The 14,400-nt window shown below is 36.9% G+C and carries 12 protein-coding genes; 3 read left to right on the top strand and 9 right to left on the bottom strand.

From position 1 onward, the window contains the following. The first annotated feature begins 301 nt into the window (after positions 1-301). Together AAC073_RS23065 and AAC073_RS23070 are read left to right on the top strand one after the other, a co-directional pair. Positions 302-1,561, top strand: a complete 1,260-nt coding sequence (locus AAC073_RS23065; protein ID WP_225604062.1) for a site-specific integrase — start codon at positions 302-304, stop codon at positions 1,559-1,561. Between the two features lie 29 nt (positions 1,562-1,590). Continuing rightward, positions 1,591-2,124: an ORF6N domain-containing protein gene (locus AAC073_RS23070; RefSeq protein WP_225604063.1), complete on the top strand. Its 534-nt coding sequence runs from the start codon at positions 1,591-1,593 to the stop codon at positions 2,122-2,124. A gap of 37 nt (positions 2,125-2,161) precedes the next feature. Here AAC073_RS23070 and AAC073_RS23075 read toward each other — a convergent pair whose 3' ends face one another. The 7 genes from AAC073_RS23075 to AAC073_RS23105 all read right to left on the bottom strand — a co-directional run bounded on the left by AAC073_RS23075 (position 2,162) and on the right by AAC073_RS23105 (position 6,424). Continuing rightward, entirely contained in the window at positions 2,162-2,962 is an 801-nt protein-coding gene (locus AAC073_RS23075; RefSeq protein WP_225604064.1) for a DUF4138 domain-containing protein, read from the bottom strand. Between the two features lie 10 nt (positions 2,963-2,972). Then, positions 2,973-3,950 (bottom strand): conjugative transposon protein TraM, encoded by a 978-nt coding sequence (gene traM, locus AAC073_RS23080; protein ID WP_225604065.1) that lies wholly within the window; start codon positions 3,948-3,950, stop codon positions 2,973-2,975. Positions 3,951-3,962: 12 nt separating this feature from the next. Beyond that, on the bottom strand, positions 3,963-4,472 hold the full coding sequence (locus AAC073_RS23085) for a hypothetical protein (RefSeq protein ID WP_339926187.1): 510 nt from the start codon (positions 4,470-4,472) through the stop codon (positions 3,963-3,965). A gap of 329 nt (positions 4,473-4,801) precedes the next feature. After that, entirely contained in the window at positions 4,802-5,623 is an 822-nt protein-coding gene (locus AAC073_RS23090; protein WP_339926188.1) for a hypothetical protein, read from the bottom strand. 27 nt (positions 5,624-5,650) lie between these two features. Then, positions 5,651-5,866: a DUF3875 domain-containing protein gene (locus AAC073_RS23095; protein WP_339926189.1), complete on the bottom strand. Its 216-nt coding sequence runs from the start codon at positions 5,864-5,866 to the stop codon at positions 5,651-5,653. Next, on the bottom strand, positions 5,853-6,137 hold the full coding sequence (locus tag AAC073_RS23100; RefSeq protein ID WP_225604067.1) for a hypothetical protein: 285 nt from the start codon (positions 6,135-6,137) through the stop codon (positions 5,853-5,855). The genes AAC073_RS23095 and AAC073_RS23100 overlap by 14 nt, the downstream gene beginning before the upstream one ends. Next, on the bottom strand, positions 6,137-6,424 hold the full coding sequence (locus AAC073_RS23105) for a hypothetical protein (RefSeq protein ID WP_225604068.1): 288 nt from the start codon (positions 6,422-6,424) through the stop codon (positions 6,137-6,139). Before AAC073_RS23105 ends, AAC073_RS23100 begins: the two co-directional genes overlap by 1 nt. Positions 6,425-6,688: 264 nt before the next feature. Here AAC073_RS23105 and AAC073_RS23110 point away from each other — a divergent pair, with 264 nt between their 5' ends. Next, positions 6,689-7,237: an N-acetylmuramoyl-L-alanine amidase gene (locus AAC073_RS23110; protein WP_225604069.1), complete on the top strand. Its 549-nt coding sequence runs from the start codon at positions 6,689-6,691 to the stop codon at positions 7,235-7,237. Between the two features lie 16 nt (positions 7,238-7,253). Here AAC073_RS23110 and AAC073_RS23115 read toward each other — a convergent pair whose 3' ends face one another. Then, positions 7,254-7,934, bottom strand: a complete 681-nt coding sequence (locus AAC073_RS23115) for a hypothetical protein (protein WP_339714976.1) — start codon at positions 7,932-7,934, stop codon at positions 7,254-7,256. Next, a complete protein-coding gene (locus AAC073_RS23120; protein ID WP_339714973.1) occupies positions 7,888-14,340 on the bottom strand; it encodes an ATP-binding protein in 6,453 nt (2,150 codons plus the stop codon). The genes AAC073_RS23115 and AAC073_RS23120 overlap by 47 nt, the downstream gene beginning before the upstream one ends. Positions 14,341-14,400 lie beyond the last annotated feature (60 nt).

Genomic DNA, 14,400 nt, shown 5'->3' on the forward strand with positions numbered 1-14,400 from the left:
GCGCCTGCTTTGGGAGCAGGAGGTCGCAGGTTCGAATCCTGCCACCCCGACTTTTTAACATATCAATTGTTACTAAAAACCTGTTAATCGAATGATTATCAGGTTTTTTATTTTTTAGAGAAATCAAATGATTCGATTTAATGCGTCAACAAAAGTCAACAAATCGGATAACAAAACCGTTTTAACATTTGTGTTGACCTAATTGTTAAAGCAGCCTTTTTGGTTCGGTAAATAAATGTATCTTTATAAGTGATTTGGCTTTCGTCTGACAACACCTGTTGTTAACTAAAAGACGAAACAAATGAAAACATCGACCACCTTCAGTATTTTGTTCTGGGCAGACTTCGCAAGGGCAAAAGACAAGCAAGCTTCCCTCTATGCCAGAATTACCGTAAACGGAAAACGGGCGACCATTAGCCTAAAACGAAAAACTCTGGTCTCCGATTGGGACATCCACAGAAACAGGGCAAAGGGAAACAACCAAAAATCCAGAATGCTCAACAGCTATCTGGACGAAACCTACACCTTTCTTTTTGAATGCTACCGGGAATTAAAAACGGAACGCAAACTAATTACCGCACAAGCCGTAAAAGCAAGGTATTTTGGAGAGGACGACGATAGCCATTCCATTATGGACATCATTAATTACCATAATGAGGATATGGAGGGCAAGCTGAAATGGGGCACCCAAAAAAACTATTTCACTACCCAACGCTATATTTTCAAGTTCCTAAAAAAAGCATATAAGACTACCGATAAGTATTTACAGGAACTGGATTATGATTTTATAATAAAGTTCGAAAAGTATCTGCGGAGCTACGTTCCGGAGGACCACCAGAAACCGATGGGCAACAATACCGTAATGAAACATATCGAGCGGTTCAGAAAGTTGGTACACCTGTCGCAAAAATTGGGATGGATAGAACGTGACCCGTTCATCAACTTTAAATCCAAGTTCATAAAAAAGGAACGCGGGTTTTTGAGTCTGGACGAACTCCAGGAAATCGAAAATAAGGAACTGACCATTGCAAGGTTACAAATGGTAAGGGATTTGTTCGTTTTCAGTTGCTATACAAGTTTGAGCTATATCGATGTCATCCATTTGACGGAAGATAACATCTGTATAGGCATTGATGGAGAATTATGGATTCATTACAGACGTGAAAAAACAACCAAACCCATCCGTATACCATTGCTTCCAAAAGCTTTGGCCATTATCGAAAAATACAGAAACAATTACAAAGCCGTTGCCCAGGGTAGACTCTTTCCCAAAATATCCAACCAAAAGCTGAACTCTTATTTAAAGGAGATTGCGGATGTCTGTGGTATCAAAAAGAACCTGACCTTTCACATTGCCAGGCACACATTTGCTACTACCGTTACATTGAGCAATGGTATACCTATTGAAACGGTATCGAAGCTGTTGGGTCACTCGAAAATTTCGACCACCCAGATTTATGCCAAGGTCATTGAGCGTAAAGTAAGCGATGATATGCAAAAATTAAGGGTGCAATTTTCTGAACAGAAAGATGATTCAAACAAAGCTTATCACAATATGTGATAGGCACTTTAATAACCAAAAACTATAAAATGGAACTATCAATAATAAAAGAAAAAATCTTTACGATTAGAGGATATAAAGTCATGTTGGATTTTGACCTGGCCGAACTTTATGGAGTTGAAACAAGAGTGCTGAAACAGGCAGTGAGACGGAACATCGACCGTTTCCCCAATGATTTTATGTTTGAACTGACCAAAGAGGAGTTGGAGAATTGGAGGTCACAATTTGTGATGTCCAATGAATCTAACAAAATGGGATTACGATATGCTCCCTTTGCATTTTCTGAACAAGGGGTTGCCATGCTCTCCAGTGTACTGAAGAGTAAAAAGGCCATACAGGTAAACATTTCCATTGTTAGGGCTTTTGTAATGTATAGAAAGCATCTTGCGGACTATGGGGATTTAAAGGAACAAATAGCCAAACTTGAAAAAGAAATGAACGTTAAATTCAAGGACATCCACCAAGCGTTGAACTACCTATTGCAAAAAGATAAAGTACAGATTGACCAACAGAATAGGGAACGAATTGGGTTTAAAACCAATGATAAAAAACCAAGCCGATAAAGCTTGGTTTTTAGGTTTATATAGTACAGTAATTTTGTTAAAGAGTTGTCTCCAATACCACTTTTCTGCTCCCGTTCCGTTCCATCAGTTCCAGCATCAACTTTTCGTTATCGCCTAGGACAAACTTTGGAAGCACAAATACAAACCGTTGCGATTTCCCATCAGCAATAGCGTTGGGCATTTTATATTTATAAACAACCTCTTGTCTCAACCGTTGGTAAGAGGCTTTCCGTTTATTGTTGCCATTGGTCCGGTACACATTGAGATAGTCAATTTCGAAATCGATTCCGGATTTGTTCTTGACCTCCATTACCAGATGCACCTCGGAAGCATCGTAGACCATTTTCTGTAACTTTAATCGGATTCCTTTTTTACGTTTTACGGCAATGGTTTCAGAACCGGATCTGAGTAAATATTCACTAGCTCTTTGAAAATAAGCGGTTCTATCCTTATTGGTGGCGGTTGCTGGATTTTCAGTTTTGAGTATTTCCATTGTGGGGCTTTCATTGCCAATGCTTTCATCCTCGTCGATGAAGTAGTTCAGTTTGGTAAGTTTTTCGGAATATTTCAAGATATAGGAATACACCTTACCGTCACTGGTAACGGCCAAAAGATTGCTCTCGGTTCCCGGTTTTGCCTGTAACAGTCCAAAATACTGTTCCTTTTCACGGTTGTAGGTGAACACAAAATGGGAAATTCCTGTAATGCCCTGCCTTATGGGATTGGGAAAAAACAGGGCAACGTTCTTTTGGTCATTGGCATAAATGGTGTCGAGTGGTTTCTGTGCCTGTATAGATGTTGTAAAGGCCAATAGCAGTAATGTGATAAAAGTTTTCATAAGAGTAAGTTTAATAATTGCCCATCATGGGCTTTCCTTGAAATTTGGTCTTGGATATTTTTAAAATGAGTTTGTAGTTATCAGTTATTGTAACCTTGACATTGCGATGGTTACGCTGGAAAATTTTTTTGAAACCACTGACCTGAGGCACTCCGGTAATGTTAATGTCGTCCACCATATCCCCAACGATTTCATTGGTAACTTCTGCCCTAAAACTGTTTTCCACATAAATTCCCTCGCTACCGTCCTGATAGTCATGTGCCCTTAATCTTACGGGTTGATGGTTGATGTTTTCAATATCGATGATGGCCCTATTGGGCTTAAAACTGATAAATCCATAAATGGGCGTATTCCTGGAATAACGTTGCCCATAAATCATGGCATCCTTTAGGAGCCGCATCTGTAAGCGATAATTGTTTTTGACGGTCTGCGTACCATCTACACGGACGTAGATAAAACCGTCCGTATTTTTTGCATTCAAATCGTCATTCTCGATGGGGTGGGAAGCAAAAAAGAGTTGGTGCTCCAAAGCACGTTCCTTGACCTCGACTTCGGTTTCCTGCTCATCCTTGACGTCGATGGTGTCCTTTTCCTTCTTAATGGTCGGTTTTGATGGCCTGTACCTCGGATTGATATGTTCATAGGATTGTTCTGAATATTTTATCTGCCCTTGTTTGTAGATACTGTCCACCAATCGCATCTTTTCCTTGTCCAACAAATCCGGGTCATAAACGCCCGTAGAATCCAGTAGCCGTTCATCGTAGATGCTTGGGGCATTGGTTTGCCTAACCTCCTTCAAATCGTTCAGGGCATCCAATTTTGAATCGTACTGTTTTTGATCGTCCTCCAATTCTGGCACGGGAACCTGGTTGTTCTCTAGGGTCGGTTCTTCATCCTCTCCCAATACCAGCATGGCATAGCTTCCTATAAAAAGTAGGATACATACCAATACAATGGAAAAGATGATTTTGTTTTTTTCTACTTTCATTTTATACGGGTTTTATCGTTCACCATTGATTTTTCGTAATGTTTTTTCAAAAAAGTCGGTAATCAGCAATCCGTGGGTATTGTTCGGAAAGTTCCTATCCACCTTGATAAGGTTGCCCGTTGTGATAAGCTCGTAGGTATCGGTTATGGAACCCCGGTTGATTTCAAAAACGGTCCTGGTCTCAAACCTGTAAGGCTCGTTTTGGATATCCACTTTGGATTCGATGCTCAACACTTTTTGCACCAATGAATACTGTAACAAACGGTTATAGACCCCATCGGCCTTTTTCTGTCGATAGAGGGCATCCACTGAGCTGTTGCCCAGCCATAATGCCTTTTCCAGATTCCTTTCATAATTGCTCGCATCGATGTTGTAGAAGTAGGTATGGAACAGCTCCAGGTGCGCCAATGCCTCCACGTTCAGGTTTTCTTGTTGGGAAACGAGCTTCAAGGGAATTACACTACCGTTTGAGTTGACCACAAAGGCACTGCCCACGGTCTCCTTGTGCAGTTTGATGACCATCAGCATGGAAACAATACAGGTGAGCACAGCCCCTACAACGGCCGTCAATACAATAAAGCGGTTCAGCTTAAGGATGTTGTATATGTTTTTATAAGGTGTTTTCATTTTAAGTATGGATGATTAATTGTCTAATGTGCCTTTTAATGTGGATTATCCACCAGTGAAAAGTTTAAGGGTGAACGAGATGGCCCTACGGTACAGTTTGAACTTCAGGAATACGATAAACCCGATGGAGCCCAGTTGCAGCAACGGGGCAAAAAAGCTACTTCCCCAATCCGTTCCGAATAGGTTGCTCCAAAAATTGGTGTTGATTTCGGTATAGAGGTTGTTCAGGAATACATTGACCAAAAAGAAGGCGGCACCAGCATATACACCCCAGCATAGAGCTTAAAGAAATTGTAGGCCAAGGACCGGAACTTTTCAAATACGGCCAGACTGATGACCAATGGAAAAAACGCCTGCATGATGCCCAAAAGGAAAAACCGCTCCGCCAAGAACAAGGGATAGATGAACAAATCCAACAACCACAGAAAAACCCCGATGATAAAGGCTAGCATCTTCAACCCGTACAAAGGGGTGACCAGAGCCTCGTAGAGTATGGCCATTGCTTTTTTGGCGGCTTCCAAGGCACCCACATCCTGTTCGATGTCAATATCCTGCATCTGCAACGGGAGGAGTGCCGGAGCCGTGTCCCGGTATTGGGTCTCGATGGCCACCAAAATGGCATCGAAAACGCCCAATACCTGTGTAGAAAAAATGACCAAAATGACCACAGCTAAGTTTTTGGCCAGTTCCGCAGGGGTCAACCCCCAGGTATAGCCCTCGTTGTTCGCTACGCCCTCGTTGAACCCGTTAAAGTAAGTGTTGGTAAGCTCTAATATTTCGCTCTCTTTTAATTGGGTAAGGGACACCTTTCGGCTATTGTTGACAAAGGAAACGGCATCGTTTACCGAAGCGATGAACTCCTGTACAGTATGGTCCATCTGTTTATGGATGCCCTTTTCGACCTTACGGAACGGGTAGGTAAACTTGGTGGCGTTCAATGCCTTGTTGTATGGGAGAACAAAGAACAGATATGAACTATGTTTTAAATAACCACGCCCTTTAAAATAATCGTGGGTCGCTTTTTGGAGAAAGGTATCGTTGGGCAATTCGTTCGCCGTATAAAGGCTTTTTCTTTAAATGTCCTGTTTGTGAATAACCGTGGCCACGGGCAGTGATTTGGACGCCTGGAACCATGAACCGTGTATGTCCTCAAAATCCTTCTCAGATAAGGAGTATATTTCAGGGGTATCCACTTGGTAACCCAAAACCAAATTGCCATTGTTAGCAAAGATGATATGCCCCTGGATGTCCAAAATGGGATGGTATGCCGATAGGTTAATCCTTCTCATAGTATAAGTGGCTGCTTCTTTTGTTACTAATGGTCTGTGGGAACACCCTGTTGATGTGCATCAAAGCAGGGTTTTTGGTAAGGTGGGTCAGCACTGTATATAATGCTCCGTTCCATAGAAATATGGAAACGATGACCACAAAACTGAACGAAAAGATGATAAACAATAAAGAGCCGATAACGGATGTCATCATCAAGGCGAACAGGGATATGGGCAACCCCATAATCACCGCCCGCTTACGTATGTTTTTATAGACCTCGAACCGTTTCATTACACTACTATGCCTATTAAATAGGTGAAGATGCCCACTACAGCTCCGGCTATGAGGACAAAGACCAGTACTCGTGTAATCCCTTTTTTCAAATCGGCATTTTCACCGAAGAAATGTCCCGCATTGAAGAGGAAGCCGATAAGGAAGATGACCCCAAGGATAATCGGGAAAATGGCACGGATGGTATCGGAAACATCGTTGACGGAATCTTCGATGCCCCCTATTTGGGCAAAGGTTGTACTTGAAATGAGCAAGAGTAGGGTGGTTACATACAATGATTTTTTCATAATGAAATCGATTTAAAATTTGCCTGATTTTGATATTTGAAAAATACTGTATATTGTAATTCAAATAATTGATAATCAGTTGTTTGTGAATAAAATAAATTTTAAATCCGATTGTTTTTGTTTGATGCCAATTGGCATTAAATCATATGGAAATCTGAAAAGACTATGTTGATAACTCTAAAATTTTGGAAGTGCCTGGGCCTCAAAAACGTCAGTTTTTGGATTTCGCTCCTGCAATTCTGCTTTGTTTTTGGTCAGCAAAAAGTGATTATCATCGACCCCGGACATGGTGGAACCGATTCCGGTGCCATAGGTAGAAATGATATATTGGAAAAAGATGTGGTTTTGAATGTAGCCAAAGAAATTACCATACTTAACAAAACCCTTTTTGATGATAGGTTTGCTATCTATTTGACCCGATATGCCGATACCCTGGTTTCCCTAAAAGATAGGGGCCGATTGGCCGGGTCACTTAAAGCAGATGTGTTTGTGTCGTTGCACTGCAATGCATCTTCCAGAACCTCACAAGGAATAGAGGTGTATGTCCATACTTCCAGAAAAAAAGTAAAACATATCAAGGTATCCATTGCCATAGGACTCTCCATTTTAAAAGAAAGTACAGGAAAGCTCGGTTTTAAGGAACGAGGCGTGAAATTTGCCAATTTTCAGATACTTCGGGAGACTGTTGTGTATTGCCCAACGGTACTTGTTGAAATGGGATTTATTACCAATGCCGATGAAGCAGATTATTATTTGAATCCAAAAAACATCAGGGCTATGGCGTTGGCTATTTTGATGGGAATAAAATCATAGTCTATTCCGGATCTTTCTACAAAGATTTGGAAATTGATTTCTTTAAATTTATCAACTCATTCTTTTGTTCATTAATTAGACTTTCAAGTTCATTAAAAATATAATCAAATTTTTCCTTTTTAGAAGTCTTTTCAATGGCATTGGTATCTATAGAACTGGTATTCTTCAGTTGTATCATCATATCCAAATGACTAATAATTTCCTTTTCTTCTTTGGAAAGAAACTCACCATGTTCATTGTACCATTCTTTCTCTTTAAAGATGATTTCTTCATTAAAATTTACATCCATGCATTGATTGAAAATTTTTTCAGAATTATTTTTGACCAGATCTACAAAACTCGCCCATTTATTATCACGTGGAAGTGCCCTGTATTCAAGCCAACGAGGGGATATTAAAAAATCACGTTCCTTAAATACTTCTAAAATTTCTAGTATTGGAGCTACATTTTGTAGAGGCTTCTTCATAGGAAGAAATTCTCTATTTCTCCATAACTCTAATATTGCTTGGCAACATTCTTTTCTCAATTGTTCTTTTTTCTTTCCTGATGGGGCTTTATCAGCATTTTCCATTAACTCGGATATATAGTGAATCATCCATCTTACTAATGTGTTTCCGGTATGTTCTAGCTGTAGTTCTTTAATTATTTTTTTACCCAATTTTAAAATTGCGTCCTCTGAGTGTTTTAACTTTTCCATCTGGTCGTATAAGATAAATTTTTGTGTTGTTCGCTAATCCTAGATCTCGTTTTTCTAAACCATAGACTTTTTCATTTAGTTGTCTTTCAATCTCACATTTAAGAATCAAACACATATTCATCTCCTTTAAAAAATTTAAAATAAAATGAATATTCACTTTGAAAATTACACCGCTGCTTTCAACTTTATCGTGATATTTATATTCCGTAGTTTCGTTCCATTGCCTATATTCTGAAACCACCTTATTTTCAAAGAATGCTTCTTTATGGTATTCACTGTATGAAATATCAAATATGCTTTCAATTTGTTTTCCAAAACAGATATAGTCTCTTCCAATATCCTTCTTAAAGGGATCTTGAACGTCCAATCCTTCATAATCTGAGGATGGATTTCTTAACCATCCTATATATTGAAAACCATTTACGTCAATTTCAAAATCATATTCATCTTTTTCAAAAGGTATTGCGTAGTCATAGGAATCTTCAGCTGACTGAAACGCTCTTAACAAGGCTTCTGAACCCTTATTAGAAACCAAAGCGGACCGAATAGAAATGGATTCATAATTCTCCCCAAAATTCCGACGTACGGATGAAAATGCCATTATCTGATTATTATCAAAAAAATGATCGAACCCCACTTCAGTGTCATATTTTTCATCGTCTATTATGCTTCTCCAATTTTCGTCAAATTTTTCAAACTCATTGTTCCAGTATTTATCTTCTAAGGGAACAGTATCCGCAATATCGGATAACCAATAATTTCCCCAAGTGTTTCCCTTGGATTTTATCCAATAATCCCATGTACCCCATTGGTCTTTATATTCAGGTTCCACGGTTGGCTGAAATTCCAATAACTGATTTACCGCACAAAACATAGCATGATATTCAAAATAGGTTTCCAAATCCTCAACAACGGGGTCGCTTCCGTGTCTTTTACTCATCAAATGGTAATCCCTATCACTCATTTGATTTCTAATATAATCGTCTTCATTAGGGTTACCTGTATAGCCCCATTTGTTGGTTATGAAATAATCTGCAATATTGGCGACATCATTCTCTAAAAGGTTAAAAGGTCGAGCGGCTCCACTATACCAATAAGGTAGAGTATCCATAGGATCGAAATGAAAATTCCTTTCTCTAGAAAATGAAATTTTTGAATTCAATTCGGCTTTACCACCATAGTCATTTTTAATCATATCTAACCCGCTTATCAAAGAGTTATCAATGTTTATTTTTTCTTCCGGGCTAAATATTGAAGTATCATGTTTATATAGGTTAATACAGACTTTCTTAATAAAGAATTTTATTAGAGCATGTGGTAAGTCTTGGTTTAAAAGCTCTTGATATATTTCGTTTTTTAATGAAACCAATTTTATAGGAGATTCTTGGCTGGCTCTCTCAATAGCAATCCACAGGTAAAGTTTAGCTGACATCCAATAAAACATATATTCTTTATCCTGAAAAGGGAAACACTCCTTATGGTTTTGGAATTCAAAGAGCTTTTTTATTATACCTATTTCTCCAAAATTTATAAGTCTTCGGATACAGTGTACCGCCCTCCATCTTAATCTTTTGTCGGGATGACCAAGTATGAATCTTAAGACATCACAAACAATTTGTTCAGGATTGGAAGGTGGAATGAGTTTATCATACCATGAACCATCGCCCGCTTCTTTCTCTATTTTTGAGGTCCATCGTTCTAAGGCCCAGAAAATTAGATTTTCATTTTCTTCAATAGTTAAGTGATTATTTATCGTCAAGCTCAATCCATAAAGTGACTCGTCAGTAAGTTGCTCTATCTTATCCGGAATAACATGAATAATAGCATCAAACAAAACATCATCAGAAACTGAGAATATCTTTGAAAAGCTTCTGACATGAGCTAAAAAGAGGTAGTCATCTTCATTTAATTTATTAAACCATTTGTTTAGAACATATTTGAACTTTTCTTGACTCCATTTTCTCACTCCAGGATGAATTCTCCATTCCTTTAACCTTTCATCAAGTGCTTTTTCTAAGGAATAATAGTTCAACACCTCATTTGAAACATCTACCAAGGCATTTAAATGTCCAACGTATTCCTGTGGGACACAATTCGCTTTTATATCTGAAAGAAAGTTTTCTATTTTCCATCTCTGTTGATAGTCATTATCACGACTAACAATATTCCTTATAGCAATTTCAAGGTCCTTTGAGGAACTTAAATCAATGTTGTCTAAGTTGATCTCATGGGCGTAATCCTCTTTAGAAGAATTGTTACTATATTTGGACTCCTTCTTCCTCTTACTATATGTTCTAAACTCAATAAATTCCTTTAATTGGTTAAGATACTCTTTAGCAATAATTTTACAATTACTTAATTCAGAATACAATGCTTTTATGTGTTCTAAATTTTGCTCCAATAATAAATCTCTTGAGACTATTTTGACAAAATATTTTAGGTTTTCAGAATCTCCATCTGAATTGAACCTAGAAATTGTAGTCCTATACAATCCCATTATATCCTCATGGTAGTAATTACTGTTCAAAGGAAGGAGTGAACTGGCGACTTTATGATTTATAATATTGTTTTCTAATGTTGCTTTTAATAAAATAGGGATATACTTATTTAAACTAATGACATCTCGGTGGTGCCAACGGCAAACTGTCGAAAACACGGATGCAGGATCTAGATTGAAAATACCTTTTATTCCTTCTCCGTATGGAAAATGTTTTTTATCATAATAGCTGAGTTTTTCATCCGCATATTCCAAAAATTGTGCTAATCTATAGGACATTTGAGGATTACTTTGAGTAATTCCCATTTCACTTAATTCTGAAACACATCTAATCTGATAAAATGCTTCATAGTCTACATCTGAGACTGCTTCAATTGCCTTATCAAAATAATATTTTCCAGTTTCCCTATCAATTTTAGAGCCTTTTATTGAGCACTTAATATATAGTTCAGTTGTTTCGGAAGCAGATATCTTGCTCTCGCTAATAAAACTATCTATTTCATTGAGCAGCTTAAGACATAGAGTATGTTTATCCCTTCGATTGATTAATTTCTCCAAAGCTATCAATCTAATCGAGATGCGATTCGAAGTTTTGTTTGAGAATGAATCCAGTATCAAATCAACTTGATCATCGGAAAACTTATTTAACATTAAAACCTCAATAGCTATGGAAGCCAAAAAGTTAAGTTGATCATTTGCCCAATGGGAATAATATCTTAAATCCCAATCGTCTTTAATGTTTTTACAAACAAGCTCAAATTTGGGTGTAAAATCTTTTTCATTTAACCTTGAAGTCAATCTATCAGCCCTTAATTTATAAATAGGCACAGCATGTTTAAAGAATCTTTTAAATTCCCTTTTCTCGTCAGCAAGACTCCTCCTCTTCTTTGGATCTTTCAATTTTTCAGCTTCTATATATTTCTTAGGATAAATATCCTCTACAGTCATTTCTCTACTATTGATTGACTGTATTAACGTTTCTGCCTTAAGACTCAAATGCATTTCCAGTTCTGAGGACTTATCAAAATTGTTGCTGGAAAAATGCGGCACCCTAGTTGGTAAACTATATACTATTTTACTAAGGACCGCAAGGATTTCCTTTTTTGAGAAAAGATTTTGAAAAACCAATACTTCAATGAAATCAATAATAAGAAGGTAAAATGAGTTGTTATACTTCTCTTTACCAGAAATGACTTTGGATAAGTATTCTATAATTTGTTTGAAATTAAAACTATCCGTATTAAAATTGGCCTTGAACAATTTATTAATCAAAAAAACCTGTACTAATATGGGGAGTTTCAAATCTGTTAACCAACCTTTTACCTGATTGCTTGACGAGCGAAGCAAAACATTATCTACAAAGTAATTTCCAGCGGTATAGCGTACACTTTTTGGTTTCCAACGAGAAATGGACAGATAAGACTTATATGGTCCTAGTAATCTTAGTATTGCTTCTGTTTCAAATGCAATATCCAAACTGCTAATAGGATATCTATCCAAGTTTTCATCATTCCTGATTTTATGCCTCCAATCCAACCAATCATTGGCTGTTTTTAGATGTTTTTTAGCTATTTCTATTGTTGATTTCTCCCTTGAATATATTCCTGATAATTTGAGATGGAAAGAACCGCCCCATGTCTTTCTATCTGATACGGCATTAAGCTTAGTTAATGATGCTTCATCTCCAAATTGTATGACCAAATCCGGGTTCTCAATTAATAAATCGCTTAATGCCTTGTCCGTTTTGGATTGTTCAGCTGCAATAAACAATAATTTAAAAAATGTTAGATTATCTGTTTCCCGGTGCGTCATCTTCATAGCCAATTTAGCACGCTCAACATATACTTCTTTATTTCTTATTGGATCTAATGGATATTTCCTTAGTTTTTCATTTAATACAATATCTTTTAGTTCATTTCCAAGACCTGCCTCAAATAATAAATTCCCAAGATTAATGGAAGCATAATCTTCTTTAACAGCCCTCAAAAGAAAGAGATTAGCAATCTTTGTTATTTGCTGGTCATTGGCCTGGTATTTCTTTCTAATGTGATTTTCAAAATCTTCATCTCTGAAACTCAGGTTTCCATTTGACAAAATCAATCCATGCCATATATCAGAGGCAAGATCTATTATTAGATCTTTATCCGTTTCTAGAAGCTCTGCCAAATACAGCACTGGTACTGGACGGGGCAATGTTATTAAATTTATAAATAGATGATCTACCAATACCCAACCATTATTGCCAATTTTGTTTACTGCCTCCAAAATCCTTTCATCAATTAAATCCTCAACAGTTTTTCCATTTGGACGTAGATAATTGATGACTTCTTGAACCCCCTCTTTTTTTAACCCAATTGAATAAGATTGGACTCTTGGAATACCTTGGGTAAGGTCGTGAAAGTGACGAGCCTCATCGTCAGAACTCTTAGGAAAAAAGTGCTTTAAGTGTTGTTCGCTTTCTATCTCCGTAAAGGGTTTCAATAAAATATCCAAGTAATTCTTAGGCAATAGCAGTGATTCTTTTCTATAGGTTCTGGTTGTTACAACTAATTTGAATTCAGGAGGAAATGGCTCTTCCAATAAATCATGTATAAAGGAAGTTTCGTTTCTTTTATTTGCGGCAGTTATACTATTGTCAGCTGCATCAATGATGATTACTAAATATGCATTCTCATTTCTTTTTTTTAGAATTTCTATCGCATCTAAAACCCTTCTCTTAAATTCTTTAATGTAAACATCCTCTGAATCCTCTTTAAAGACTAAAAAGTTTACACCTACTCGTTTTGCAATTTCATTGGATAATTGAACCAAAGCATTCTTATGTAAATGTCTTCTGTCTGTGGGATCCAAATACGACCCATTTCCATAACAATCAAAAGCGATACATTCACAGAAATCAGGTATGGAATTTCTAATTTGCATTGATATTGTTGATTTTCCAATACCTGCAGGACCATGAACACATATGGGGTTACCTGTATTTTTTTCTATCTCTTGAAGTATCGTCTCTAATTGCTCCCTTGGGACACTTTTTGGTAACTTTTCAAAGTTCTGGGGCACAGGGAATAAATTCTCAAGGCTTCCATTATTAAATCCCAGAGTAGCAATGACATCGGTAAGTGTTATTCTAATGTTAGTTTTAGATTCGGGCATCATTTTATCTAAAATTAGCCTTGTTAAACCATTAAATTGGTTTCTGGATACAACACTGGTATTACTAATAGCCTGAATTAACTCTTTCCTTAAATTATCCCTTGAGTTTGAACCGCAGTCTTCAAAATCCAGAAGTCTTATAAAATCTGAAAATTCTGTAACCTTTAAACCAGAAGCATCCATAAGTTTCTGAAAAGCCTCTATATATTTCCTATTTCCTTTTAATAATTGATTAAAACTTACTTTCTTTCCAATGAGCTGTAATTCTTTTTGTATTTCTTGAATAGCACTTAATTGGACAGGATTGAAATTTCGATTACTAACTAATTTTATCTTAATCTTTTTTTGAACCAAGTCTCTTCCATAATTTTGACGAAATGCTTTGTAGATATTAGCTAACCTATGGATTATGGATCCTTGCGATGATTTAGCTTTTTTCCCTTTATAAAGACTATAAAAAGTAAGATTCTTATTGGCATTTCGAGTACTATATTTTAATTGAGATATAATTACTCGGTTAGCTTTCTCGAAATTATCAGAAGAATAATATTCGATTAAATCTATTCCTAATAGTTTCCCCCCACTTGGATCAATTCTATGAGAAAGTGGAGCCTCAATTCCTTCAATAAGAACCGCTTTCAAACCATGTTTGTCAAAATTCAAAAGATCTAAAGACTTTTGAATTGCCCATAATATATGGTAATCATCTCCAGCATTGGATAGATCAGCATCCGGTATAGAGGTATTGTTAATCATCTGTTTTGATGTACTAAGACTTTAATAAACAAAAAAAGCCAATGAATACTCATTAGCTCT

The sequence above is a fragment of the uncultured Cyclobacterium sp. genome, assembly GCF_963977555.1.
In the GTDB taxonomy this organism is placed as follows: Bacteria; Bacteroidota; Bacteroidia; order Cytophagales; family Cyclobacteriaceae; genus Cyclobacterium.